Source organism: Adlercreutzia equolifaciens, assembly GCF_029076695.1.
GTDB classification, from domain to species: domain Bacteria; phylum Actinomycetota; class Coriobacteriia; order Coriobacteriales; family Eggerthellaceae; genus Adlercreutzia; species Adlercreutzia equolifaciens_A.
This window is the reverse complement of the sequence record NZ_JARFIK010000002.1, coordinates 429149-455775: the sequence shown is the minus strand read 5'-3', so window position 1 is coordinate 455775 and position 26627 is coordinate 429149. Positions and strand designations below refer to the sequence as shown.

Genomic DNA, 26627 nt, shown 5'->3' with positions numbered 1-26627 from the left:
CTTTCAAGCAGCTTTTTTGCTGACCTTTGCGATTATAGCTAGGAAACCATCGCCGTTTCCGCCGTGAAAGATTTCTTGACGGAATTGAAAAGTACCCTCACAGTGATCACGGAAAACGAAGCCGACCAAGGAGCACCGGTGAGAAGCTCGAACATCGAACTTTTGCGCATCCTCAGCATGCTGATGATCATCCTCTTTCACTTCAGCGTCCACGGCACCTGGCCCGAGGGCGGTCCGCTGGCCTCGGACGTGGCCGTGGAAATGCTCAGCTTCGGCGGCAAGCTGGGCGTCAACTGCTTCGTGCTCATCACGGGCTACTTCATGGTGAAGTCGCGCCTGAAGCTGGGGTCGCTGCTGCGCATTGTCTTCGAAACCTGGTTCTACTCCTTCGCCATTCTGTTCTTGTTCCTGGCAGCCCAGCCCGACCTGGTCACCGAGGCGAAGCTGCGCAAGGCCGTACTGCCGGTCATCTCCGGCGAGTACTGGTTCATTACCTGTTACCTGGCCCTTATGGTGATCAGCCCGCTTTTGAACCGCGCCTGGAGCCAGCTGGGGCCGCGCGGGCGCAGCCGCACCATGGCCGTAGGTTTCGTCATGCTGTCGCTTTTGCCCACGGCCAGCACCTTCAACCCCATTGGTTCGGACTTGATCTGGTTCTGCTATATCTACCTACTGGGCGGTTGGGTGCATGAGCGCCACCAGAATGGATGGGATCGGCGCAGCGCGGCGGTGGCGCCGGCGCGCACCGCAAGCGTGCTCTCCTCGGCGGCGAGCCGCGCGGGCGCCAGCACGACGCCTAGCCCGGCGAACACTCCAGCTGCAGACGACACTCCCCCCTTCTGCCGACTCGACCCCGCCGTGTTCGTGAACCGCTGGGGCGCCGGCCGCACGGCCGTCATCAGCGTGCTCTTCGTCTGGGTCAGCATGGCCGTCATTGGCTGGGCCCAGCGCGCCGTGGGCTTTGACCTCATCTACCCCGATTATTTTGTGTGGCAGTACATGGTGCCCACGTTCTTCGCCTCAATGGGATTGCTGCTGGTGTTCCAGAGGCTGACGATGCCGGCCATTCCCTGGGTGAACACCGTGGCGAAGACCACCCTGGGCATCTACCTCATCCACGACAATCCCATCATGCGCGCCTGGATTTGGCCGCACTTCGCCCCCGTCTATGACCTGGGATTCTTCGGCATCCTAGGCTTGAGCCTCCTGGCGGCCATCGGGGTGTTCGCAGTGGCGAGCGCCATCGACTTCGCGCGCATCACGCTGCTGGAGAAGCCGCTGTTCGCCTGGATCAACCGCCGCTTCAGCGACACCATCGAGCGCGCCAACCAGTGGCTTTCGCTTGCGGAACCCGAGGAAGACGTCGGCCGCTCCTAAGGCCGCCCGCGCAAGCCGCGCCCGTACCCGCGCTCGCCAGCGAGCGGAGATTCCGCCCGACGGCCTACTTCTTCGTGGTGGTCTTCTTCACGGGCTCCTTCACCAGCGTGCTGCCGGACACCTTCACCTTGCCCGTCTTCAACTTCACCACCTTGGCGGCCTTGGTGCCCGAGAACTTATTGGCCTTGATGGTGATGGTGGAGGTCTTGGTGGTGTCCACGTAGATGGCGGGCTGCTTCACGTTGCGAATGCGGTTGCTGGCGATAGTCTTCGCGTAGCCCTTGGCCAGCACGTTGATGCCGTGGGAGCCGGGGCTCGTGATGACGTTGCTCTTGATGGTGGTGGCCGTAGCGCCCTGGATGCTGATGCCGTACTTCTTCGGCGACGTGATGGTGTTGCTCTTGATGGACGCCGCCGAGGAGCCGTCGCTCACAAACACGCCATGGCCCGAGAACTTCGCAATGGTGTTGCTGGCAATGGTGTTGTTCGTAGCCTTGCTGAGCAGCCAAATGCCGTAGCGCAGAGCGCCGGCGCGATTGCCCGTGAAGGTGATCTTGTTGCCGGAAATAGTGGAGTTGCGCGCGTCGTCGAGCATGATGCCATGACCCGTGGTCTTGATGGTGTTGCCCTTCACCGTGACGCCGCTGACGTAGTAGTTGCCCGCGGGAATGGGGTCCCACTCCACGCTGCCCGAGGTCAGCTTGCGCGAGAACGTCCAACCGCACAGGAAGATGCCGCGCGGCGAATTGCCCGTGTACCAATCGTAGCCGGACGCCGTAATGGTGTTGTTGCGGATGATAATGTCCTGCTTCTTCGCCGGCGCCTGGTACTTGCTGGACACCGTCGTGGGCACGCCACCCTGCTTGGCCAGCGTGGAGGCGAAGTACATACCGCGCGCGTGACCCATGTACACCACCACGCCAGCCGGGGCGTTCTTGATGGTGTTGCCCTCGATGAGGGTGTGGTAGAAGTTCATGGTCTGGATGGCCGCGCTCTTCAAGTTAGTGAAGGTGTTGTTGCGAATGGTGACGTTGCGCACGTACTGGTTGAGCACCGCCGTGTGCGCGCCAATGCCCCGCGGCACGTTGGTAAAGGCGCAGTCCTCGATGGTCAGGTTCTTCACCGGCAACGCTTCAGGCAAGTGCCCCGGGAAGTGCTTGGTGTTGAGCACGTCAATCTGGAAGGCCTCGGGAATCATGGTGTAGGTGCCCACCTGCACCTGATCGCGGAAGGTGCAGCCCGACACCGTCATATTGGCCACGCCGCCCACTTCCACCAAGTGCCCGTTGCGGGCGTTGCGCACGGTAACGCCGGTCATGGTGACGTTCTTGGCATGAGCCAGCTTCACGCAGGTGTTCGCGCGGCCGTTGTTGTCCAGGGTACCCCCAATGAGGTGGATGTTCTCGTAGTAGTAGCCGGCCTGGGTGTCGACCGCCTCACCGATGCGCACAGCGTTGCAAGTTTTGTCCTTCTGTACCGTGAGCGTCACGTCGGTCAGATCCAAGGTGGTGTTGCTGTACAAGCGCAGTGACTTCGATAAGGTGTAGGAGCCGGGTGCCACCTTAATAATGTAGGGCTCTTTAGCCGTCGCGCTCTTCTTCGCTCCGTTGAGCTGCTTTTGCACCTCGTTGGCCGCGTCCTCGGTGGTGGGCGTTACCTCGATGACGGTGTCCGCAAACGCCATCTGGGGCACAGCCGCTAGAAGCAGACAGAGCACGAGCGCTACCACCGCAACAACCATTACGCCCGTCACGCCGCCTTCGGGCCGACGACCCACGGTTCCGTTCGCTGCCGCCCAGTCAATTGTCATAGCTCGCACCGCATTCCTTGTCAAAAAGCCTGATGAGGGAAGGATCCATACTAACAGGCCGTCAAGAAAAGCGCTAGCATTTCGAGCCAGATTCCACGACAGAATTCCGCAGCCCTCCGGGATTTCGGCAACGCCCAGGGACCCCGCGTGCCTAGGACTCCTTCAGGGCCTGAGCCGTTACCTCACTGAGCAAGTTGGTGCTGCGCATGACGAACACCACATCCTTGATGTCGGTATGCTCGGCCAGGAAATCATCGATAGTGCCGCTACGACCGGTTCTTGGTCTTCTCTTCGCTCAACTTCACCACGGCGTCGAAGATACGCTGGCAATTGTTGTAGTCGGAGAATCCGAACATGGCATCGGCGCGGGCCAAGTACTCCTCTTCCACCTGACAGTCGCGCTCGATGTAGGAGATGATGGTGTCCACCGTGCCGTCCAGCGTAGGAGCAATAGGGCCGAAACCGTCTTCCTCGTAGCTGAAATAGCTTTCCTCCCCGTAGCTGTGACCCGTGCCGAACACCGAGTCGTACTGGCAGTACACCAAGGGCTGGCGCTGATAGCCGAAGTCGAAGCCCACACCGGAGTAGTCCGTCACCAAAATGGCGGACTCGCCCAACACGCGCTCGTAGTCGGCCGACCCCTCGCCCACCTTGATGACCTGGTTGCCCTTGAAGTCCTTCGCCTGCTGCTCGAAGGCCGGATGAACGTAGAACTCGCCGGTGTAGCCATGCTTCTCCATGACCTCCAGCAAGCGCTGATTGTTGATGAGCCCGTTGTAGAACTTGCAGTAGTCGGTGTCGGCGAAGCCAGGCACCTCCTCGCGCTCGCTGGTGCCGGGGATAATGGGGCCGGCAATATTCGCGCGCCAGGTGGGCAGGAAGGCCACCACGCGCTTCTTGGCCACGCCGTCGTAACCGTCGTAGCGCGCCATGCCCAGCACCGCCACCTCGTCGGGCAGATAGCCGTAGTCATCGCCCACCAGGGCGTTGCGCTCCATTTGAGTGCTGACGGAGAACAGCTTGATGGGACGGCTGGCCTTGCCCAGCATGGAGGTCAGGTCGCCGAACAAGGTGCCGTGGGTCAAGTACACCAAATCGTAGTCGAGCATATCCTTCACGAAGTTGAGCTCTTGGCCGAAGGGGTCGATCACCGACATCTCGGTGCGCGAGGACACCACGATGTCGGCCAGCAAGAAGCGCAGGCGATACCCGAAGGTGCGCGGGTCCAACACCTGTCCGTAAGACTTCACCGCTTCGTAGTCGGAACTGGACTTCTCCAGAGCGAAGTACATCTTGGCCCCGTGATAGCCCGACTTCATGGCGTAACGGTAGACATTCTCGGCGTTGTCGCCGGCCTTCCACTCTTTGTCGGCGAAGATCCAGATGGGCTTCTTGAGCAGGGCTCGGTGGAGATGAGCACGCAGGCGCATCCAGGCGTACTGGGCGCGCACCGAAAAGGCGAACTTGTCGTTGCCCATAATCTCCTTCAGGCGGCGCCACTCCGAAGCGGCCACCGTCCGGGCACTGCGGCGATAGGTACGCAGCTCGTCGTCCATGTGCTTGATAACCACATCGCCCATGACGCAGTAGTCGTGCTTGGCCGTTTGGACGAACTTGGCGAACAGCTCAAAGTGGGGCGAGAGCACCACTTCGTAGCCCTCGGCACCCACCTGGGCCCGCACGCTGTAAATGCTTTGGGGGCGCAGCGGCACATCGGCGATGAAGCGCATGCCCTTAAAGGCCACCTCCCCGGTGATCAGGCGCTTGTCCCGCGCCGGATAGGGCACCAACCGCGCGTCGAAGCGCTCGTTGGTGGCGCGGTCGTAGAGGTACAGCTGGTAGGGCACGCCCATGCCCTCTAGGTCGGTGGTGCCCTCGATGTGCAACGAAGCACCGCGCTTCTCCAGCTGGAAAATGTCACAGTCGGCCTTCGCGTTCAAGGTAAGCACCGAATGGCCCTGATAGTAGGCGCGCTTGTGGTCGGCCCACACCACCTGGGTAAAGAAGTCCGGCTGCTTCATGCGATAGACAATCATGCGCTTGTCGCGCGACATCCAGCGGGCGCGGGCGATGACGGGCACCGTCACCTCGTCCAGCAGCGCCAGTACCTGGCTTTCCCAGGTGGCCCCCTGCTCTTCGGTCAAGGGCTCGCTGGCGGCGCCGAACAGCTGCCAATTGATGATATAGAGCGCCGTGGCCTGGATAAAGGGCTGCACGAAGCCGTAGCGGTCGCGCGAAGCCTGGTACAGACGGCGACACACCTCAAGGTTCTGAAGATGCTTCTGGTACGTGGCCACCTGGGACAGCGAGGAGCCGTCAGCGCGCTTGCGATACTGGTACACGCACTCGGAAGCGGCCCCGTACAGGCACTTATTCAACAGCACGCGAGCCACGAACAACGTGTCCTCGGACGTGGACAAATCTACATCGAAGCGCAAGTCGGCCACAGCCGAGGCGCGGAAGAAGCAGTTGCCGATGGTGCTTTGGATATCGTCGGGCGACGAGGCCAGGGCAATCAGACGGCTCGTGTTCTTCTTTTTCTTCTTGAAGCGGTAGGCCAAGGGGTGATCGCTTTTGGCGCTCTCGAAAAGCACCAAATCGCCCACAAGTAGATCCACACCGTCGCCCTCGTCCTCGAAGAACTGCAGGGCGCTTTTGAACGAGGTGGACGTCCACAGGTCATCACTGTCCAGGAAGGTGACGAAGCGGCCCTTCACGTGCTCGAGGCCCGCGTTGCGCGCTGCGGACACGCCGGCGTTTTCCTGGTGAATGACCGTGACGTTTTTCGGGTAACGCTCACGGAACTGGTCGCACAGCGCGGGGCTGCCGTCGGTGCTGCCGTCGTCCACCAGAATAACCTGGATAGCCTTCATGCCCACCGTCTGGTCTACCACTGACTGCAGCGTGCCCTCCAAGTAGGCCTCGGAGTTGTAGACGGGGATGATGACCGATATATCGAATGTAGGCACGGCGAACCTCCCGTTCATGCCTATTCACCTGGTAATACGTTACCCGATTGCCGCCTTGGGCAACCGTGGGCAGTAACGAATCATACTATCACAGCGCGACCGCGCGCATTCTGTGCATATGCCGAAGATACGAAAACCTCTCTCCAGCTGCACAAACCTTGGTTTACCATGATGGTCGATCAAGACCTCAAGGAGACCCTATGGTTATTTCCGTTTTCGGAGCGGGCAATCTGGGACTTGCCTGCTGCGCAAAACTGTCGCGCAACCACCGCGTGACGCTCTACACCCAGCGCCCCCACCACCAGCGCGAGGAAATTCGCTTTGAAGACGAAGGCTCCCCCGCCGAAACCGCCACCTTCTTCGTGACGGACAGCCTGGAGGAAGCCTGCAACGCCGAGCTGATCCTGTGCACCTACCCGGCCTTTCTGCGCCAGCAGTTCGTGACTGACATCACGCCCTTCATCAAGCCCGGCACCCTGCTGGGCTTCGTGCCCGGCTACGGCGGTATCGAGTACTTCTGCCAGGACCTCATCCGCCACGGCGTCACGGTCTTCGGCTTCCAACGCGTGCCCTACGTGTGCCGCTCCAACTGGAACGAGCGCTTCGCCCAAATTCTCTCGGCCAAAGCCGAACTGTTCGTGGCGGCGCTGCCCAAAACCGAAACAGCATCCGTGGCCGCGCTTGTGCAGTCGCTGTTCTCCATTCCTACCCAGGGACTGAAGGAGTTTCTGGCCGTCACCCTGGTGCCGTCCAACCCGCTGCTGCACACCTCCGGCGCCTACGGCATCTTCAAGGATTACCAGCCGGGCAACACCTACCCCGAGCAGCTTATGTTCTACGAGCAGTGGAACGACGACACCTCGCGCTTCCTTTTGGCCTACGACGACGAGCTGCAGGCCATCTGCCGGGCCCTGGCCCCGCTGGATCTCAGCGAAGTGGTGTCGCTGCGCACCTACTACGAATCCCCCACCCCCGAGGCCATGACGCAAAAGCTCAAAAGCATCAAGGCCTTCGAGGTGGTGAAGGCCCCCATGCGCGCCACCGAGGACGGCGCCTTCGTGCCCAACTGGGACGACCGCATGTTCACCGAGGACTACCCCTTCGGCGTGGCCATCATCAAGGACATTGCCACCTTGGCCGGTGTGCCCACCCCCACGGTGGACACGCTGCTGGACTTCTACCGCCAGCAAACCGGCATTGCCTACCTGGACGCCGACGGGCGCGCCCTCAAGGACGCCAGCGCCAGCGCCATGCCCCGCACCTTCGGCCTGGACAGCCTTCAGGCCCTCATTCAGTTCTACCAGTCTTAAGGAGTACGCTTCATGGCTTATTACGTTGACGAGCACATCGAGAACACCGAGCGCGTTTTCCCGGAGCCCGGCCGCTACGGCACCCTGCGCTACGACATGAACGAGAACCCCGAGGGACTGCCCGCCTGGTTCGTCGAAGAGGTGAAGGCCGAGATCACCCCCGAGTTCCTGTCCATCTACCCCGAGCCCGGCCGCTTTCTGGAGAAGTACGCCGCCTACGTGGGCGTGCGCCGCGATTGCGTGACGGCCACCAACGGCTCCGACCAGGCTATCCGCTACCTGCTGCAAACCTTCTGCGGCCAGGGCCACGACGTGGTCACCGTGGCGCCCTCCTTCGAGATGTACTGGGTGAACTGCAACATCCTGGGACTGCACCACGTGCCCGTCTCCTACAACGACGACCTGTCCTTCAGCATGGACAACCTGCTGGCCGCCATCACGCCCAACACCGATGTGGTGGTGCTGCTGAATCCCAATAACCCGGTGGGCGACGCCTTCAGCCGCGAGGACGTGGTGGCCGCCGTTGAGGCCGCCCGCGCCGTGGACGCCGTGGTCATCATCGACGAGGCCTACCACTACTTCTACCCGAACACCTTCATCGACCTGACGCAAACCTACGACAATGTCATCGTGCTGCGCACGTTCTCGAAGCTGTTCTCCCTGGCCGCGCTGCGCCTGGGTGTCATCATCTCGAATCCCGAGATCATCCACTACGTGAACAACGCGCGCCTCACCTTCGACGCCAACGCCCTGGCCCTCCTGTTCGCCGAGCGCATCCTGGATCATCCCGAGATCATCGACGAGCTGGTGGCCACCGCCGTGGAGGGTCGCCAGTGGGCCGTGGACGAGCTGGCCGCCCGCGGCTACGAGACGCGCCGCTGCGAAGGCAACTTCATCTTCGTGCGCCCGAACCGCCCCGCCCCCGAAGTAGCCGCCGACCTGGCCGCCCGCGGCGTGCTGGTGAAGTCGTGGAATTCCGGCATGCTCAAGGACTACCTGCGCATTTCCACCGGCTCGAAGCAGGCCATGGAGAAGCTGGTAGACGCCCTGCTGGCCGTGGACGTCGCCTAGCGCGCGTCCTGTTGGAGCCGCGCCGGCCGCGCACGCTACCCGCAGCGAGTCACTTCCAACCGCTGCGCTTGCGCGGCTGCCCCCACCTAGCGCGCGTCCTGTTGGAGCCGCGCCGGCCGCGCACGCTACCCGCAGCGAGTCACTTCCAACCGCTGCGCTTGCGCGGCTGCCCCCAGCGCCTCGCGGCCCCCACGCCCGGGCAAAGCCGCCGGCACCCCACGCGTCCCACCCCATTACCTCCGCGACCCAAAGGATTCCCCGTGAAAAAAGTCATCACCTACGGCACCTTCGACCTGCTCCACCACGGTCACGTCAACTTGCTGCGCCGCGCCAAGGAGCTGGGCGATTACCTGATCGTGGGCGTCACGTCGTCGGACTTCGACAAGAACCGCGGCAAGATCAACGTGAAGCAGTCGCTCATGGATCGCATCGAGGCGGTGAAGGCCCTGGGCATTGCCGACGAGGTTATTCCCGAGGAGTACTACGGCCAGAAGATCGACGACATCCGGAACTACGACGTGGACATCTTCGCCATCGGCTCCGATTGGCGCGGGCACTTCGACTACCTGAACGAATACTGCCAGGTGGTGTACTTGGATCGCACCGAGGGCATCTCCAGCACCCAGCTGCGCGAGGGACACAACCACATCGCCCTGGGCATTGTGGGGGCCTCGCGTGACATCAGCAAGTTCATTGCCGAGAGCAAGTACGTCAGCGGCATCGACATTGTGGCGCTCTTCCCCGACGGCGACGACTACGATTTGGGAGATGCCGTTTCGCAAGTGGACTCCCTCGAGGCGCTGCTGGCGGAGTGCGACGCCGTGTACGTGGCCAACGCCCCGGAGCGCCGTCACGCCACGACCACCACTGCCCTGGAGGCGGGCAAACACGTGCTGTGCGAGTCGCCCGTGGCGCTCACGGCCGCCGAAGCCGCCGCTTCCTTCGCCCTGGCCCGCGAGAAGGGGCTCGTGTTCCACGAGGCCGTGAAGACCGCTTACGCCTTGGCTTTCTCGCGTCTGACGCTGCTCATCAAAAGCGGCATGATCGGCACGCCGGTGTCGGTGCGCTCCACCTGCACCAGCCAGGCCTTCGCCAGCCCTGCCGGCAGCCTCATCGGATGGGGGCCCATCGCGTCGCTGCCCATCTTCGAGATGCTGGGCACCAACTATCTGTCGGCCAGCGCCGCCTCGCTTTACAGCCGCAAGGACGGCACCGACGTGTTCACCAAAGTGGACTTCATCTACGAGGGCGCCTGCGCCTCCTTCGAAGTAGGCAGCGGCGTGAAGTCGGAGGGCGAGCTGGTCATCGCCGGCACCAAGGGCTACGTTTACGTGCCCTCCCCCTGGTGGAAGACCGACTACTTCGAGGTGCGCTTCGAGGACTTCTCCAGCAACAAGCGCTACTTCTACCAGCTGAACGGCGAAGGCATCCGCGACGAGATCTCGGTGTTCGCGAAGACCATCCAGGACGGCAAGAAGCCCAACCTGGACATCACCGAGGAGCAGACCGTGGCCCTGAGCGGCCTCATCGAGGCCTACCGCGCCGGCACCATGACCGTGCACAACCTGGGCCTGGAGGCCAAGGGCACCACCATCAGCTTCTTCCAAAACTAGGAGGGCCCCATGAGCGTGGTTCTGACGTCGAGCGAAGACGCGGCGGCATACTTTGAAAACGCGGACAATTGCCTGATCGGAAGCGTGCCGGCGCTGAATTCGTCGCGCATCGAGTTCGCCGAGGGCGCCTCGGGCAACATCTTGTGCTGCGGCGAGGGCGTCTCTCTGGCCAGCACGCGCATCACCTTCAAGGGGTCCAACGCCGTGGTGTTCATCGAGGGACCGAACAAGGATCTGCGCCTGAGCGTGACCGTGTGGAGCTCGTCGGTGTTCGCCATCGGCGCCTCCACGTACACCAACGGTGCCCTGAACGCCATCGCCTCCGAGCGCCGCTCCATCTTGATTGGCAAGCGCGGACTGTTCTCGTTCGGCCTGTGGATGCGTACGGCCGACCCGCATCTGGTGTACTCGGCGGACACCATGGAGCGCATCAATCCCAGCAAGGACGTGCTCATCGGCGACCACGTATGGCTCGGTCAAGACGCCATGCTGCTGAAGGGCGCTACCGTGGGTTCGGGCAGCATCGTGGGCGCCTGCGCCGTGGTGGCCGGCAAGCGCATTCCCTCGAACACCAGCTGGGCAGGGAACCCGGCGCGTCAGGTGGCTGCAGGCGTGTTCTTCGACAGCGCCTCGGTGCACAACTACGCGGAAGCGGACACCAAGCGCTCGCAAACTTACAATTCCGACCGCTGGATCTACCGCGGCCCCGCCGAAGCTGCCGATTCCGACCTGGTAAAGCTTGGGCAGCAACTGGCCGCGCTTGGCAGCGACGCCCCCGCCAAGGCTGAGGCGCTAACCGCAGCCTACGCCACAGACAAGAAGAACCGCTTCGCCTTCGGCGGCACAGGCCGCAAGGCCAACGACGAGGGAGCCGCGGACGCAGGGAAGACCGCGAGCTCAGGGCACAGCGAGAAGGATGCTGCCGCCGACATCCCTAGCGGACAGGCCGCGAGCGGAAAACGCAAAGCGAGCGCGCCTCGCAAGAGCGGCGGCCTGAAAGCCGCCCTCAAGAAAGTCCTAGGCAAGTAGCGCACCGCGGCGAGAAGGCCGCTGGACAAACCCTACTTGATCGCGTTGCAAAATTGCGGTTTTGTAAATTCGACACGCTTCGAGACAAAAATCCGTTGCAAACGAGCGATTTTTCACCGTCGAGCATTCCCGCACGAGCCGTCTTCCCCGAAGTCGAACTCGTTTCCCCAGGGCGCATTTAGCTGCGGACGACCCACGCATCCACAGTGACCCTTTTCTCGGTGCAAAATCGTCGCTTTGCAACGGATTTTTGCTTGCGAAGCATCAAAAAATGCAAAATCGCACTTTTGCAGCAGCGAAGCAAGCCGACCCTCGAAGCTGGCCCGACATACAACCTCAGCAGGCCAATTCCGCAACAACCCAACTAAGCGCCCCTCGGAACAGGGGTACCGGCCGGCTCTCAGCAGAGCGCCTCTCATGGTAGGCCAAAACCCCTCCGCTGCAGGTCAGCTAGCAGCCCACAGCAGGCCGAGCATCTGGCTCTCGCAGCAATCTAATTGGTTGGCTTCCACTCTACGGGCGGCACACTTTGCAGGCCTCGTAGCCCTGAGCGCGAGCACTGGAGCGCGTCGTCTTGATGGGTGTCTTTTTCAGCGTTCGGCAGCTGACGCGATGATACTTCGTGCCAGTTTGGGACAGATAGACCACATCGCCTTTAGACTCGCTTGCCGAAGAGCTAGAGGACGACTTCTTTTTGGCCCATTTCGCATATACGGTGATATTCTTGTTCGTCACCGACTTCACGCGCTTGGTGCACTTTTTATCGGAGTACCAGCCCTTGAAGGTATACCCGGAGCGTTTCGGGCTCTTAAAGGTCAGTTTGCCGCTGTACTTGGCTTTGTTGGCTTTAACGTTCTTACCGCCATTGAGCACGTACTTAACCTTGTACGTTTTTGCCTTGGCGGCACTGTCCGCATGGGCCACTTCCGGAGAGGCCACCGTCGCGGCAACCGCCCCCGCAGGCACCAACGCAAAGCACAGCAACGCAGACAGCAGTACATTTCCCAGTTTGTTCATAGAAGCCCCCTTCGTAAACCCACGAACTACCAGGCATTATAGCATGACTGCTTCCTGAAGATCGCCCGACACCTCCCTCGCTGTCGCCCGACCGCCCCCACGATCGAGCGACAGCATCTCCCGCGGATTTTGCAGCGCCCTAGCTGGCTCGGCGGCATCTCCTGCGAAGCCTCCAAACCTCCTGGTTCGCACGGCAGCACTTCCTGCGGATCTTGCAGCGCCCCCTCTCGGTTCGCCGGCGGCATCTGCTGCGTCATCGCTTGCGACAGAGCAAACTGTCGCAAGCCACCACCACGGCAAGCCAAATCGACGTAAACCGCCATAGGCAGCAAGCCAAGCCGCCGCAAGCCACCAACACTGCGAGCTAAGCTGCTGCAAAATTGCGGTTTTGTAATTCCGGCGCGCTCCGAGACAAGAATCCGTTGCAAACGCGCGATTTTACACCGCTGAGCACCCCCGTATGAACCGCCCTCATCGGCGCCAGGCGCATTTCCCCAGGTCACACCCACCAGCAGGCAAGCTACGCACCCGAAGCAGCCCTTCCCGCGGTGAACAATCGTCACTTTGCAACGGATTTTCGCTTGCGAAGCGTCCAAAAATGCAAAATCGAACTTTTGCAGCAGGCAAGGAGGGGATGCTTGCGGGCTTGCGGGCTTGCGGGCTTGCGGGCTTGCGGGCTTGCGGGCTTGCGGGCTTGCGGGCTTGCGGGCTTGCGGGCTTGCGGGCTTGCGGGCTTGCGGGCTTGCGGGCTTGCGGGCTTGCGGGCTTGCAGCTCACCCCCTCATGATGCAAGTTGGCAGCGCACCAACAATCCGTCCGCGAGGGCACCTGAAGAGGTGCCCCTCGGCTACCCTTCCCTGCTATGAGAATCTTCCTATACGGAACATCCGCCTTCGCTCATTGGCTCACTACGCCGGCGGTGCCCCGCGCGGAAGACCTGGTGGGCGTCAAAGCCCTCATAGATTGTCGGCCCACCGCCGAAGCCGTCACCTATCTGCACACGCACTACCCGGCGCTCCCCCTTCCGCTGCACTTCACCGTGGACAAGCGAGTGGGCCGCACGCCGTTGCATGCGGTGGCCCACCTCAATACGTTTCCCCTGGCCGGGAAGCCGTTCGTGCGCATCGGCAACGGTGTGCATGCGGCCAGCCCCGAGCTCTGCTTCGTGCAGATGGCGCGCGAACTCCCCTTCCCCGAACTCGTGAAAGTAGGCAGTGCGCTATGCGGCTCCTACCGTATCGACGCGCGACGGCGCAACCAGCTGGCCGATCGACCACCGTTAACCACGCGGGCGAAGATTGAGCGCTTCCTGGAGCGCAACCCAGGTATCACGGGAGCCAAACAAGCGCGGCGGGCAGTGAAGTTGCTGGCGGAAAAGACCGCCTCACCGCCGGAAGCTTTTCTGGCCGTCTTGCTCGGGGCCGACCATCGCTACGGAGGCTTTCATCTGCCCGACCTGGAGGTTAATCGGCGCATGACGCCAGGCAGCAAGGCGCAGGCCATCGCGTCTCAAGGCAGCATCACGCCCGATTTGGTGCACCGCGCCACCAAGCTCGCCATCGAGTACGACTCGAACAGCGAGCACTTGACGCCCCGGCAAATTGCCAAAGACGCGCGACGGCGCCTAGCGCTCGAGGCCCAAGGCTACAAGGTCATCACCGTCACCGCACGCCAGCTGGGCAATCGGTTCGACATGCAGCGCATCGCCACCGAAGTGGCGCGTCACCTGGGACGCGAGCTGCGTCCTCAGGGGAAGAACTTCCCGCAGCGACAAGCCGAGCTGTTCCAAGCGGGTTGGTCGCTGAGCGCATACCTCAACCCGTGCTGGCTCACGGGACAGGAGATCATCTCGAGCGCAGCAGGCCTCCCGCAATCATAAGCCTCTTTACTGAGCTTTTACCGCGCCCGTCGGAAACCAGCCCACGCATCAGCAGTCCCCCGCGCGCAACCAGGAGTTGTAACATGCGGCGTCTCTCTGCGCGAAAACTAGCGCGCACACGAGGGTACACCATCCCTCGACCGACAGCCGACCGAGCCCCCACCCCAAAGCCCTGCGGCAACGACCCCGACGCGCTCCCTACAAAATCCCCGCTTGGATGGCGTTCATCATGATGCCGGCCATTTGGGCGCGGGTGACGTAGCTGAGGGGAGCCAGGCTGCGAGTGCCGTCGCCGTTGTCGATGCCGTTGAGCACGCCTTTGTCCACAGCCCACATAAGCGACTCGCGGGCCCAATCGCTGGTCTGGTTCGTGCCCTGAAGCGCGTTGTACTTCGCGGGATCGGCGCTGGCGGTATCGGCATGGGCCACGTTGGCGATGATGCAGGCCGCCTGCTCGCGGGTCAGGCGATCGCCCACGCCGAAGAGCGAGGACGTGTAGCCGTTCATGGCGCCGGCGCTCACGGCCCAGTTCACGCCCTTGTCGTACCACTCACCCTGCTTCACATCGCGCTGCGGGGCGGCGGGGGCCACCGCGTCATGGCCCAAGTAGTTGTACAGCATGCTGGCCGCCTGCTCGCGGGTCATAACGGCGCTGGCGCCGAACAAGCCGCTGCCGTCGGCATAGCCGTTCAGAATGCCGCGCTCAGCCACGAAGCCCACGGCGGGATAAAACCACGCCGAGGACGGCACGTCCAGGAACTGCCAGGGATGATGCTCCTTCAGGTAGGACACCGCCGCGGCCGCGTCCAAGGCGCCGTGACTGCCGCTGGTCTGGGTGCGATCATTCACCGGATCCTTGATGGGCGTGGCCGTGGCGTACAGCGCCGCGCAGGCCTCGTCCACCGTGGCGTTGGGCACCGCGGCGAACATCAGAGCGAAGGTGCCGGCCACCATGGGCGACGACGACGAGCTGCCCGAGGCCGCCGTGTAGTCGTTCGTCGCTGCAGGGTAGGTAGACCAGACGGCCTCGCCCGGAGCACTAATGTCTTTGGCGGCGTTGTAGTCCGACCAGGAAACATTCGTGCCCTGAGGCGTCAGGGCCGTCACCGCCACGCACTCCTCGAAGTCGGCCGGATAGAGCGGCTCGGTACGCGGCTTGTCGATACCCACATTGGCATACCCGTTTCCACCAGCGCAAACCGTCACAATGCCGTACTTCTCGCGCGCCTCGCGAATATAGTCGTGCAACACCTTATCGTTGACCCTCGAGTCATAGGAGCCCAAGCTCATGTTGATAACGCGCAGGTTGGGCAGCGCCCCCGACGACTTCAGCTTGATCACCCGGGCGAAGGCATTACGCAAGAACACCGTGGAGCTTTGCCCCTGCTCGGTGAACACGCACACCGGCAGGATGCTGGCGTTATAGGACGATCCGGCAATGCCAATGCCGTTGTTGGTCACGCCAGCGGCAATACCGGCCACATAGGTGCCATGGCCTGAATTCGCCAGGAAGTTCACCCCCGAGTAGCTTTGGGCACGGTTGGTGGTGGCGTCCCAGGCGTAATTGGTCAGCACATTGGCCTTCAGGTCCTCATGCGTGGGCATGACCAAAGCGTCCAGCACAGCAATGGTCACGTTCTTGTTGGTAATTGCTTCGTTCCAGGCGTCGGTCAGCTTGGCGTTGTAGAGCCAGTACTGGTTCGGGCTCTGGTTGGGGCTGGAAATAGCGGCGTAGGGATCGTTGGCGCGCAGGGCTGCGTAAAGAGCCAAGCCCTCGCCGGCCTCCTCGCCCAGGCCAGCGGAATACAAGTCCACAGAGGCACTCTCTTGCGGGGCATCAATGAGGTAGTACACGTAATTCGGCTGGGCCGCCACCACACCAGGCACCTGGGCCGCTGCGCGGGCCGCCTCCTCGTCGCTCTGACCGTCGACGGCTTCGGCGGCGAAGACGGCCTGGCCGTCAGAGGCCTCCACCAGGTCGGTCACCTCAATGCCGACCTCGGACAGCGAGTCCACCACGGCGTCTGCGGCATCCGCGATAGCTGCCGCATCCGCGCCGCCTTCCGACCGCATTCCCGTCGCAGTCTCGACAGAAAGCGCCGCAATGGCCGGATCCTCCACGGTCACCAGGATGCCATCGGTAGCCGCTTCGGAAGTTTCCCCAACCCCCGCTGACACAGCGGCCGAAGGAGCCATCGAGGCACCGGCCCCGTCCCCGCCTGCAGCGAGGGCGCCCACGGGTGCACCCAGCATAACGCCGGCCGCCAAAACGGCGGCGCACAGGCACGCGAAGAAGAATCCCGGCAGTGAGACGAAAGAGCGGCATTGTTTGTTCATGTCATTCCCCTAATGTGGCGTCTGTCGTTTATGGGTCTATGGTACTTTACTAGCATAAACACACACGTAAAAGCAACACAGGAGAAAGGATACCATGGGCGCTCTCCGTCGTTCGACACCGATCTACGGTTCGGCGCTTATCTGCGCTTTCTTCATGGCTTTGGCGAACCTCGCAGGCTTCGTCTGCTCGCGCGCCACGGCTGAGGACTCCTATGCGCTTCACTGGCCCGCGGCCCCTGTGGCCATCGGCGCCATCGTGGCCATGACCCTTGTGGCCTACCTGTTGCTTTCCCTCCTGTTCCGTTGGTTCGATAGGCACACCGGCTGGCGCACCTTTTACCCCTCCGGCTTCTTCGCCCGCCACCCGTTCCTCATCTCGGCCGTCATCATCGCTTTGGCGTGGCTTCCCTACCTGATTGTCTACTTCCCCGGCACGCTCACCTGGGACGGCGCGCGCTCTATGAACCAGTTCATCACCGACGCGCCGCTGGAGAACCACCACCCCGTGCTCATGAACGCGCTGTACGCGGGCCTTATGACGCTGGGCCGCACGCTGTACTCCGACAACCTGGGGCTTTTGCTGGTAGTGGGCTTCCAGTACGCGGCCTGCGTAGCGGCGTTCTCGCTTTCGGTGCGCCAACTGGTGCGTATGGAGGCACCCCGCGGACTGACCATAGCCTCCCTTGTGTTCTACGCGGTCTACCCCGGCTGGGGCATCTTTGCGCAAACCGCCATCAAAGACACGCTGTTCTTCGCGGTGTTCTGCTGTTTCTCGCTGGTGCTTCTGCGCCTGTTGCGCAGCCCGCAGCCCACGCGCGGAATGTGGGTGGGGCTACTCCTGGCCAGCTTGGCCTTGTGCTTCACCCGCAACAACGGCATCTACATTGTGCTGCCCACCCTGGCGGCCGTGGCTCTTTACTTCTGGGCGAAGAAACGGCGCGAGACCCGGGAACACGCCCGGGCGGCCGCCGCCACGGGCCGCTCCGAAGCCATCCCTAGCACCCGCCAGCCAGCCCACGCCCGTCACGCAACCAGCACGCAGCCCATGATCCAGGCTCGCTCACAGCACGCCACCCAGCCGCCAAGCGACGGCGCCAGCTCTCCCGATAGCGCCCGAAACACCACCCGCCGCCCCGCTCTCACGGCTCTGGGTGTCCTCGCCGCCTGCCTGGTCACCTACGCGCTTGTCTTCCAAGTGGCATGGCCCGCGCTGGGCATCAACACCAAGGAGGACAAGGAAATGCTCTCGGTGCCCTTCCAGCAGACGGCGCGCACGCTGCTGGAGCACCCCGACGACGTCACCGACCAGGAGCGCGCCGCCATTGCCGCCATCCTCCCCTACGACCAGCTGGCCGACACCTACCTGCCCGATCTGGCCGACCCCATCAAAGAGGCGCTCATCAGCGAAGACGGCAGCCTGAGCGGCGCCAATCGCAGCAACTACTTCGCCGCGTGGCTCTCCATGGGACTGCGGCACCCGGCCACTTACCTGCGCGCCACCCTGGCCAACACCTACGCCTATTTCTACCCCTGGACCATCGTAGGCCCCGATATCGATCGCCCGCTCTTCTATGTGTGGATGCAGGGCGAGCCCATCAACAAAACCTTCGCCGTGCACAACGTCATGCCCGACAGCGTGCGCCGCCCCGTCACGCACTTCCTGGACCAGCAGCTGGAAACCCCCGGCATAGCGGTGCTGTACTCGCCGGCGCTGTACGTATGGCTCTTCCTTATCCTGCTGGCCTACGCCGCCCATAGGCGCAACCGCCAAGCCTGGGTACTGGCCGCGCCCGCCATCATGCTGCTTATCACCGTGCTGGCCGGCCCCTTGAACGGCCAGCTACGCTACGTGCTGCCCATTGCCGCTATGCTGCCACTGTTCGCTGCCTGCGTGCTGATGCCGCAGCAGAAGACAGCGGCCCCGCCACCGGCAACGCGGGGGACGCAACGCGGCCGTGCCATAACCATCCCCGCCGGACGGCCGGCCGAAAGCAACGCCTGGAGCACCCAGCCCGTATCGTCCGCAAGTCGCACAACCGACGCTCGCCGCACGCCCATCCCATGCCGCACCCCCTCGCCCACTCCGCGCCGCCGGACGCGCTAACCGTTTGGAGACCCCATGTACCATCGCTTCATCCTGCTTGCCAACCCGCTCGACGGCGCCGCCTCGCTCTCGTGGCGCGTTAAAGGCGCCTTGGAGAACCTGGGTCACACTGTGTTCTGGTTCACCCCAGAGCAGCATCCTTTCCTATTCGAAGTGGCGAAGAAAAGCGAAGGGAACGAAGGTGGCGGAGAGGACAAGGGCAGCGAAGGAACCGTACCCACTGCGTCCACCCTGCGCGTCAACCTCGATAGCCTGGCGAAATTCCTGAAGCGCCAGCAGCCCGACGGCTTCATTACCGCCGACGGCATTGCCCTTACCAACGAGCAGCACGCCACGCTCCGCCGGCTCAGCCCGACAACCACAGTGCTGCCCCTGGAGCAACTGGCGCCGCAGCCTCTGGTGGACCAAACCTACCTGACCACCCCGCTGGCCAACACCATCGCCTACCCGCCGCGCCTTATGTGCCTGGAAGAGGCCACGCCCCAGCGCATCGAAGCACTGCGCCAGCTGGAAAGCACGGCGAAGGAGCTCAAGCTTCCCATCCGCTGCCTGGGCAGTGGATGGCCCAAGGAGTGGCGCATCGACCGCGGTGTATTCCACTGGTTGGCGTACACCTCGCGCTCGGCCGTGGCCCGCATCCAGTTCGCCGACAACGGCCCGAAGCCGAACGCGAATCTGGAGGCCCTGGCGGAGGCCGACGGCGCACCCGTCATCGTCCTAGAGGGCCCCGAAAGCGCAGCCAGGGCGACTACCGCCGCGGATACCCTGCGCGCACTGGTTGCCGAAGGGCTCCCCCGCGAAGCCCAACGCTTCCCGCGCCACACCCAGGCCCTGGAAGACGGCACCACCCTGGAAACCGAGCTGGAGCGCACCCTGGCCAGTCTGACAGGACTGGCCGGCTCCCCCAGCCCCCGCACCATCGTCTCCATCCTAGGCTACTTCGGCATGGGCAACTACGGTGACGAGTACATCCTCGCCACCCTGGACGAGCGCCTGCGCGAAACCGTGCCCGGTAGCAGCATCGTGGCCATCAGCGAGAATCCGCGGCACACCCTGGAGCAGCGCGGCATCTACGCCCTGTCACTCAAGGACATCGTCGCCGTCGACCGCGCCCTGGCCTTCGCCAGCGCCGCGCTAGTGGTGGCCGGGCTGTTGTTCGACCAGGGCATCCGCTGGACCGCGGGCAAGGCCGAGGCGTTCACCTCCATCCGCGTGTCCGACATCCCCGGCATTGCCGCCTACGCCTCGCTGGCCGCGGCCAACGACACGCCCATGATCTTCCACGGCATTGGCGCCGGCCCTCTGGAGGTGCTGGACGGTCGACAGCTGGTGAAGCTCTTGGGCAAGCAAGGCGCCCTGTTCACCCCGCGCGACAAAGAGACGGCCGAGCTGCTGCGCGGCTGCGGCGTACCCGAAGCACAGGTCATCGAATGCGCCGACACCATCTTCCTGAACACCATAGGGAACGAAGCTGCTCCCACCGCCGACAGCGAGGGCCTGGACGCCAGGAGCGTGCCCGCCCCCTCTCCCTTCGTCGCCATCTCACTGCGCGAGTACGAGAACACGCCGGCCGACTTCCCCGCTCGCATGGCCCGCACCCTGGACGCCGTCGCCACGGCCCATCCGGAGCTCGCCTTCATCTTCTGCATCCTGGACCCCGGCGACCTGAAGCTGTCCCAGGCCGTTATCAATGCCATGGAGCACGCCGAACGCTGCCGCATTTTCGAGTACGACAACAACCTGGACGCCCTGACCGAGCTGCTGAAGAGCGCCCAGGCCGGGTTCTCCATGCGCTACCACAGCGCTCTGGTCATGAGCGCGTTCGGCATCCCCTGCGTGGGCATGGACTACCTGCCCAAGGTAGCCTCGCTCTACGTCGACCTGGGCGTACGCGACCTCCTGGTGCCACCCACAGCCACCACCGAGCAGTGCACCACCGCCCTGCTGTCGGCCATCGATGACGCCGCCACCTGGCGCAGCAAGCTGGCCGAGGGCATCGCTCCGCTGCAAGCTGGCAGCCAGCGCGCCTTCGATCTGCTGCTGGAGAACATCGCCGCCACCAGCCCGTCCAAGCAAGGCGCCATCCCCCAGGAATTCTTCCTGCACACGAAACCCGCCCCCCAGCGTCGCCAAGCTTCACTGGAGAAACAGCTGGCCGCAGCCAAGGACGACGCAGCAACAGCGAAGAAAGAGCTGGCCGCTACCAAGAAGAAGCTGAAGAGCGCTCGCGCAAAGCTAGCAGTTGCGAAGGAGGCTGCCCAGCAAAACGCCCAGAAGCGCAGCCCCGTCGCACGCGCCCTGCGCAAGCTTACAGGTCGCAAGTAGCAGCAACCAGGCCATCAACATCCACGCCGACACGTATATACCGCAGGCCGGCTCGTTAGCAGCCCCTGCGCCATTCGGCATGACGGAAGCGGTCATGCCGAATGGCGCCACGAGGCTAGACGCCTACTTGGAGCCAGACCTCGGTTCATCCATGCCAACAAAATCATCTTCAGACGACCCGCGTTGGCACGAATCGTCTGTCAACTGCTCATCGACTTCCGACCGGACCTCTGAAGTAGCTTCACACTCAAATTCTTCTTCGTCGATCAGTGCCGACTCTTCGTCATCCTGAGGCCCAGAAAAAACCATTCGCTCAGGATCCATAGTTGTCGCACCATCTAACGACTCGATCATCTGCATCGCTTCGGCCATAGAAAGCTCTTCTTCAGTAGGTGGAGCGATACGCAAAGCCGCCTGCAACATATTTTCATACACGGAATCAACCATTGCACCAAAAGAGTTGTATGTGTCTTCCTTATACTCAACCAAAGGATCACGTTGCCCGAAACTACGAAGGCCAATCCCCTTTTTTAGATAATCCATATTCGTTAGATGATCAACCCAATGAGCATCCAGCAGGTTGAGCATCATGCTATCGCAAATGTCACGAAATTCATCTTCGCCAAACACGCTTTCTTGCTTCTTGATCGCACTTTCGATTTTTTCGCATATCGCCTCAACAAGAACCGAGCCATCCTCATTGTGCTCAATTGCTTCAACATCGAAGTCTTCATCGCCTGTCATAGCAACAAGCCACGCACTCAGCGCCTGCAAGTCCCAATCATCGCTAGCAAGGTTAGCGGGGCACAGCTCATCAACCTTAGCCTGCACGGCATCTAAAGCGATTTCATCTAATTTGTACAGGATATGCTTACCATCAAGTACTGCATTACGCTCTTCGTAGACTGCCTTTCTCTGCAGATCCATCACGTCGTCATATTCCAAAATACTTTTCCGGACAGCAAAATGCATAGATTCAACTTGACGCTGAGCCATGTCGATCACTTTTGAAACAAGCTCATCCTGAAGCGGCTGGCCATCAGGTATTCCCCGACTCTCCATCATAGCCGACACTGCCCCAAGACGATCTGAGCCAAACTTACGCAACAACGGATCATCGAGAGACAGGTAAAACTGGGATTCACCGGGATCGCCCTGGCGTCCAGCGCGGCCACGGAGCTGATTGTCGATACGTCGCGATTCGTGACGCTGGGTACCTAGCACGCACAGGCCGCCAAGCTGTCTAATCTCATACCCCTCACGCTCGATGATAAAATCTGCTTCATTCTTAGCATGGCGCAACTGCCACTCTTCAGCGTCCTCCTCCGAAACGTTAAAACGACTAAGCGCGTCCTTGTAGAGATGTTGATAGCTACCGCCTAAAAGGATATCTGTACCACGTCCCGCCATGTTCGTAGAAATGGTGACCGCGCCCTTTCTGCCCGCCTCGGCAACAATAGCAGCCTCTTTCTCGTGATTCTTGGCATTTAGAACCTCATGCTTGATGCCGTTTTTCTTGAGCATTCCAGAGATGGTCTCAGACTCTAGCACAGAAGCAGTACCCACCAAAACTGGCTGACCAGACTTATGCCTACGCTCAATCTCCTCTACTACTGCCCTATTACGAGCATCTGCCGTTCGATATATTAGATCCGGCCTGTCTTTACGAATAACTGGTTTATTAGTGGGTATTACCACTACAGGTAACTGATAAATTTGATTAAATTCACTATCCTCGGTCAGTGCGGTTCCCGTCATACCCGATAGCTTGTCATACATTCGGTAGTAGTTCTGCAGTGTTACCGTAGCAAGAGTATGGTTCTCTGGTTTAAGCTCTACGTGCTCTTTCGCTTCAATGGCTTGATGGAGACCCTCGTTGTAACGACGTCCTTCCATAACACGACCAGTGTACTCATCAACAATTTTCACTTCACCATCAACAACGACATATTGGTCGTCACGATGAAATAAATACTGCGCAGTAAGAGCCTGCTTCAAATGATTAGCTAATTGACCCGTCACATCGCTATATATGTCAAGCTGAAGACGATCTTCGATCTTGTCAAGACCAGACTCGCTAGCAAATATAGTACGGCGCTTCTCATCAAGACTGTAGTCGTCTTCAGTGAGATCTCGCACAGCAGCAGCAAACTTTTTGTAGCGATCAACGGCATCTAGACCAAGACCGGAAATGATGAGTGGAGTACGCGCTTCGTCGATGAGAATCGAGTCCACCTCATCAATAATCGCAAAAGAATGTCCCCTCTGCACCCGGCCCCCGACATTCATGACCGTGTTATCTCTTAGGTAGTCAAAACCGAATTCAGCATTAGTGCCATAGGTAACAGAGGCATCATAGGCTGGCTTTCTATCGCTAGACTTCATTCCATTTTGAAGCAAGCCAACTTCCATGCCCAAAAATCGGTACACACGGCCAATCCATTCGCTGTCGCGCTTAGCAAGATAGTCATTGACTGTAACTATGTGAACATTTGAGCCATCAAGCGCATTCAGAAAGCCCGCAGCAGCCGAAACAAGGGTTTTTCCTTCACCTGTTTTCATTTCAGCAATGCAACCATCATGAAGAGCCATTGCGCCCAGAAGCTGTACGTCATATTGACGCAACCCGATAGAGCGACGGCTTGCCTCCCTGACCAGAGAGAACGCCTTAACAACAAGGTTGTTCTTATCCTCGCCCAAGGCAACAGAGCGACGCAGCTCATTGGCAAAAGCTTTTAATTCATCATCACTCATCAACTCTAAAGATGACTCCATCTCATTGATAAGCATTAGTTTTTCATTGTATTGCTTAAGCCTTTTGCCCTCGCCGAGAGTAAGAAACCTGGAAAGTAAGTTCGGCATAAATTACCTCTAGTCATTTCAGTAGAAACATATGAGACTCCCCCTGCAATTGCTCACAGGGGGAGTCTCTATCGAAAGCCTATACGACAACCGTGCTCATCCTAAGGCTTAGGATGCCATACAAATTGTGCTACACAAGCTTCGTCGGCTGATAGTTCACAGCCATCGCAGCAGCCTCAGCGCGGTTCACCTTTGCAAGAGGATTAATGATGCCGTCATTGTTGCCCATAACCTTAGCGGAAACAGCCCAAGCGACACCGTCCTTCGCCCAATCGGAGACAGAAGCGCCATCCTTAGCGGCAGCCAGCGTAGCAGTCACGTCAACACCAGCAACCGTAGTGGACTTCACGGCCTTAGCATAGTTCCAAAGCATGCAGGCAAACTGCTCACGAGTAACAGTCTGCTCAGGACCGTAATTGTCAGTACCAGCGAAACCATTCACAACGCCGGCAGCCTTAGCCCAAGCAACAGCCTTGGCATAATAAGCCTTCGGGTTTACGTCGTCAAAGGATACATAACCCATGTCAGCATCGCCGATGATACCGCCCTCGTTGCCGAGAATACTACCGTCGCCAGCCATGTTGAACAGGATGCAAGCAGCCTGACCACGAGTCAGCTTATCGTAAGGACCAAACAGCCCCTGGCCCTCATAGCCAGTCATATACCCGAGCTTGTCAGCCTTATATACGGGATTGAAGAACCACTCGCCAGGAAGAACGTCAGCGAACTTCAGCTTAGCGTAAGGAGCGGTCTCGAAAGTGAGAACCGTCTGATTCTCAGCAGCATCGGAGAAGACGTAGTTGCCAGAAGCATCCTTGTTAGCAGCCTTAACGATAGCACGAACCTGCGTCTGGGCATCCTGCGGAATGGAGGTGACTACCTTCCACTGATCCTTCTCAGCGTCATACATTTCCCAGGTAACCTTGGTGAGCGTACCAGCCACGGCGCTGTAGTCAACGTCGTCGTACTCAATAGTACCGTCAGCATCCTTGACGAAGACATTCGTGGGCAAGGAGTCGATTTCGGCGGTGGTGTCGAACCACTTGTAGCCAGTCGGCGTCGAAGTGTAACCCACGGTGCTATCGCTCACGGAATCATCAGCCGTCGAGAGAATGATGTTATCAGCAGTGAGATTCAGCTTGTTGATCGTGATGGGGAGAGTGTTAACACCCGTCACGACATAGTTAGCAGGATTGAACGTCACAGTATAAGTGCCGGCCTCAGTAAGCGGGAAGCCGATCTTCTCGCCAGCAGCATTCGTCACCGTCACACCAGCAGAAGCGCCAGTCTGATTCTGGGCGAATGCAGGAGTACCATTTGCATCCTTGATGTTCCAAGTAATGTCAGCAGAGGTGATACCATTGTTGGCACCGGAACCATTGTAGGTAGTGGTGATGGAGGTCACACCCTTGCCCTTGTAGGCAACATAGAGGCTAGTGTCGGCATTCACGGAACCAGCCAGAACGGTAACCGTGATGGTCTGGTAGCCAGCAACATCGAAGTTAGCGTCAGCGGCTGCCTGAACAGTAACCTGGTACTTGCCAGGAACATTGGCTGCAAGATCCTCAGCAGCCGACTTGTCGGCAGTGCCGGTCAGGCGATCCACCGTGACGGTGAGAGCATTCGTTGCGGAATCAAGCTTCTGAGTACCATTCCAGGCAGTAATCTTATCCGTGTCATAAGCAGCATCGCCGTCGGCCACATTGATGGTAGTGTCAGCAAGCGCAGCATTATTGTACTTGAAAGAAGCCAGGGTATTAACCTTGGTGATGGTAAGGCCAGTCTTCGGAGCGGTCTTGCCAGAGGCCTGAACGAAGTTCGCATCGCGCGGAGTTACAGAAGTAGCCTCCAGGTTGTACACACCGACGTTGCCCCAAACGCCATGATTGGCGCTTTGGGTATCCGCCATATAGAGCTTAACAAGCTCGGGCTTTGCAAGCGTGGCCTTCTCGGTGCCAGTGCCCACCGTAACGGAAGTCGGAGTCGTGGGGTAATCGCCCGTGACAAACTTGGGGTACTCAACAGTTGCATTAGCCAGATCGAACGGATCCACCTCAACAGAAGCCAAGGTAACCTGCTGGCCAGCATAAATGCCGCTACCAGTCACCACAGCGTAATAGGTATCCGCATCCAGGACCTCAACACCAGGAGCAGAAGCCAGCGAACCGGCCTTGAGCCACTTCACCGAATACTGACCCTCAACGAGGGGCGTATACACAGTATCAGAGCCAGACGTGTCCTTCTGAACCACGCCGAGGTTCAGCGGGGCGCCAGTGTAAACAAAGTCCTCATCCGCATAGTTGGTGGCGTTCTCCGGATCCACCTCGTACACGGTCAGGTTGTTAAAAGTGGCAGGCGTAACGGTAAAGGGAAGAGCGATCTCGCCGCCAGCGTAGGGGCCCTCTTCGGCAGTAACAACAGCCAGATACTTGCCCGGGTAGATAACCTGATTCACCTGCTCGCCCTTGTTGCCCTGGGCATCGGCGGTGTAGTAAGTCAGGGTATAGCCCTTCACCATCGTATAAGAGTTTGCAGTGGCCGCAGTGCCATCAACGGTATCGCCAACCTTAACGACGTTGGCAACCGTCTCCGCAGTCGCGCCAAAAGGCGTAACCTGCGTAGGCACCACGTTCAGCGGCTCACCGGTAGCCTGAATGGTCACACCAGTGGTCTGCGTTGCGGCAGCCTGATCAGACCCAGTAGCCCACTGAGCAGCAGCGGTCACAGTACCACCGGAGAAAGCATCGCCAGCGAGCAGGGGGAGATGCCGTCGTTGGACTCAACATCCTCTGCGCCAGCAGCAAACGCGGCAGCAGGAACCATACCGACAGCAAGCACACCAGCCAGCGTTACGCTGGTTGCCTTTGCAACGCCCCCTTTCATAGATCCCTCGATAACGGTCTTGTTTGTGCTGGTAGTCATAT

15 protein-coding genes are annotated in these 26627 nt (G+C 60.6%); 8 read left to right on the top strand and 7 right to left on the bottom strand.

The features are described from left to right. Positions 1 to 138 precede the first annotated feature (138 nt). Positions 139 to 1377 (top strand): acyltransferase family protein, encoded by a 1239-nt coding sequence (locus tag PZH32_RS07695; protein ID WP_275207348.1) that lies wholly within the window; start codon positions 139 to 141, stop codon positions 1375 to 1377. A gap of 64 nt (positions 1378 to 1441) precedes the next feature. Here PZH32_RS07695 and PZH32_RS07690 read toward each other — a convergent pair whose 3' ends face one another. Then, positions 1442 to 3187 carry a right-handed parallel beta-helix repeat-containing protein gene (locus PZH32_RS07690; RefSeq protein WP_275207346.1) on the bottom strand — a complete coding sequence of 582 codons (1746 nt, stop codon included), beginning with the start codon at positions 3185 to 3187 and terminating at the stop codon, positions 1442 to 1444. Between the two features lie 266 nt (positions 3188 to 3453). Continuing rightward, complete coding sequence (locus PZH32_RS07685; RefSeq protein ID WP_275207344.1) at positions 3454 to 6156, bottom strand: bifunctional glycosyltransferase/CDP-glycerol:glycerophosphate glycerophosphotransferase; 2703 nt, start codon at positions 6154 to 6156, stop codon at positions 3454 to 3456. A 200-nt stretch (positions 6157 to 6356) separates the two neighbouring features. Between PZH32_RS07685 and PZH32_RS07680 the strand changes: the two genes are divergently transcribed. The 4 genes from PZH32_RS07680 to PZH32_RS07660 all read left to right on the top strand — a co-directional run bounded on the left by PZH32_RS07680 (position 6357) and on the right by PZH32_RS07660 (position 11179). Continuing rightward, complete coding sequence (locus PZH32_RS07680; RefSeq protein ID WP_275207343.1) at positions 6357 to 7466, top strand: NAD/NADP-dependent octopine/nopaline dehydrogenase family protein; 1110 nt, start codon at positions 6357 to 6359, stop codon at positions 7464 to 7466. A 12-nt stretch (positions 7467 to 7478) separates the two neighbouring features. Then, the gene (locus PZH32_RS07675; protein ID WP_275207341.1) at positions 7479 to 8537 is read left to right on the top strand and encodes a pyridoxal phosphate-dependent aminotransferase; all 1059 of its coding nucleotides are present in this window, start codon (positions 7479 to 7481) and stop codon (positions 8535 to 8537) included. Positions 8538 to 8797: 260 nt separating this feature from the next. Next, complete coding sequence (locus PZH32_RS07665) at positions 8798 to 10150, top strand: adenylyltransferase/cytidyltransferase family protein (RefSeq protein ID WP_343074502.1); 1353 nt, start codon at positions 8798 to 8800, stop codon at positions 10148 to 10150. A gap of 9 nt (positions 10151 to 10159) precedes the next feature. Continuing rightward, positions 10160 to 11179 carry an acyltransferase gene (locus PZH32_RS07660; RefSeq protein WP_275207340.1) on the top strand — a complete coding sequence of 340 codons (1020 nt, stop codon included), beginning with the start codon at positions 10160 to 10162 and terminating at the stop codon, positions 11177 to 11179. A gap of 513 nt (positions 11180 to 11692) precedes the next feature. On the opposite strand, the gene PZH32_RS07655 is transcribed toward PZH32_RS07660, so the two are convergent. Continuing rightward, entirely contained in the window at positions 11693 to 12196 is a 504-nt protein-coding gene (locus PZH32_RS07655) for an InlB B-repeat-containing protein (RefSeq protein ID WP_275207339.1), read from the bottom strand. A gap of 862 nt (positions 12197 to 13058) precedes the next feature. On the opposite strand from PZH32_RS07655, the gene PZH32_RS07650 reads away from it, so the two are divergent. Next, positions 13059 to 14075, top strand: coding sequence for a hypothetical protein (locus PZH32_RS07650; protein ID WP_275207338.1), 1017 nt, complete (start codon positions 13059 to 13061; stop codon positions 14073 to 14075). A 198-nt stretch (positions 14076 to 14273) separates the two neighbouring features. Here PZH32_RS07650 and PZH32_RS07645 read toward each other — a convergent pair whose 3' ends face one another. Then, positions 14274 to 16412 (bottom strand): S8 family peptidase, encoded by a 2139-nt coding sequence (locus PZH32_RS07645; protein WP_275207337.1) that lies wholly within the window; start codon positions 16410 to 16412, stop codon positions 14274 to 14276. A gap of 94 nt (positions 16413 to 16506) precedes the next feature. Here PZH32_RS07645 and PZH32_RS07640 point away from each other — a divergent pair, with 94 nt between their 5' ends. Both PZH32_RS07640 and PZH32_RS07635 read left to right on the top strand, forming a co-directional pair. Then, a complete protein-coding gene (locus tag PZH32_RS07640) occupies positions 16507 to 18516 on the top strand; it encodes a DUF6020 family protein (RefSeq protein WP_275207336.1) in 2010 nt (669 codons plus the stop codon). Between the two features lie 15 nt (positions 18517 to 18531). Then, the gene (locus tag PZH32_RS07635) at positions 18532 to 20841 is read left to right on the top strand and encodes a polysaccharide pyruvyl transferase family protein (RefSeq protein ID WP_275207335.1); all 2310 of its coding nucleotides are present in this window, start codon (positions 18532 to 18534) and stop codon (positions 20839 to 20841) included. Positions 20842 to 20964: 123 nt separating this feature from the next. Here PZH32_RS07635 and secA read toward each other — a convergent pair whose 3' ends face one another. The 3 genes from secA to PZH32_RS07620 form a co-directional block, all read right to left on the bottom strand. After that, positions 20965 to 23703, bottom strand: a complete 2739-nt coding sequence (secA, locus tag PZH32_RS07630) for a preprotein translocase subunit SecA (protein ID WP_275207334.1) — start codon at positions 23701 to 23703, stop codon at positions 20965 to 20967. A 130-nt stretch (positions 23704 to 23833) separates the two neighbouring features. Further along, positions 23834 to 26428: an S-layer homology domain-containing protein gene (locus PZH32_RS07625; protein ID WP_275207333.1), complete on the bottom strand. Its 2595-nt coding sequence runs from the start codon at positions 26426 to 26428 to the stop codon at positions 23834 to 23836. Then, positions 26425 to 26625, bottom strand: a complete 201-nt coding sequence (locus tag PZH32_RS07620) for a hypothetical protein (RefSeq protein WP_275207332.1) — start codon at positions 26623 to 26625, stop codon at positions 26425 to 26427. The genes PZH32_RS07625 and PZH32_RS07620 overlap by 4 nt, the downstream gene beginning before the upstream one ends. Between the last annotated feature and the right edge of the window lie 2 nt (positions 26626 to 26627).

Excerpts from the sequence above, each read along its gene's own strand:
- PZH32_RS07690 (WP_275207346.1), bottom strand. The coding sequence starts at position 3,187 with ATGACAATTGACTGGGCGGCAGCGAACGGAACCGTGGGTCGTCGGCCC.
- PZH32_RS07680 (WP_275207343.1), top strand. The coding sequence starts at position 6,357 with ATGGTTATTTCCGTTTTCGGAGCGGGCAATCTGGGACTTGCCTGCTGC.
- PZH32_RS07675 (WP_275207341.1), top strand. The coding sequence starts at position 7,479 with ATGGCTTATTACGTTGACGAGCACATCGAGAACACCGAGCGCGTTTTC.
- PZH32_RS07660 (WP_275207340.1), top strand. The coding sequence starts at position 10,160 with ATGAGCGTGGTTCTGACGTCGAGCGAAGACGCGGCGGCATACTTTGAA.
- PZH32_RS07655 (WP_275207339.1), bottom strand. The coding sequence starts at position 12,196 with ATGAACAAACTGGGAAATGTACTGCTGTCTGCGTTGCTGTGCTTTGCG.
- PZH32_RS07650 (WP_275207338.1), top strand. The coding sequence starts at position 13,059 with ATGAGAATCTTCCTATACGGAACATCCGCCTTCGCTCATTGGCTCACT.
- PZH32_RS07645 (WP_275207337.1), bottom strand. The coding sequence starts at position 16,412 with ATGAACAAACAATGCCGCTCTTTCGTCTCACTGCCGGGATTCTTCTTC.
- PZH32_RS07640 (WP_275207336.1), top strand. The coding sequence starts at position 16,507 with ATGGGCGCTCTCCGTCGTTCGACACCGATCTACGGTTCGGCGCTTATC.
- PZH32_RS07635 (WP_275207335.1), top strand. The coding sequence starts at position 18,532 with ATGTACCATCGCTTCATCCTGCTTGCCAACCCGCTCGACGGCGCCGCC.
- secA (WP_275207334.1), bottom strand. The coding sequence starts at position 23,703 with ATGCCGAACTTACTTTCCAGGTTTCTTACTCTCGGCGAGGGCAAAAGG.
- PZH32_RS07620 (WP_275207332.1), bottom strand. The coding sequence starts at position 26,625 with ATGACTACCAGCACAAACAAGACCGTTATCGAGGGATCTATGAAAGGG.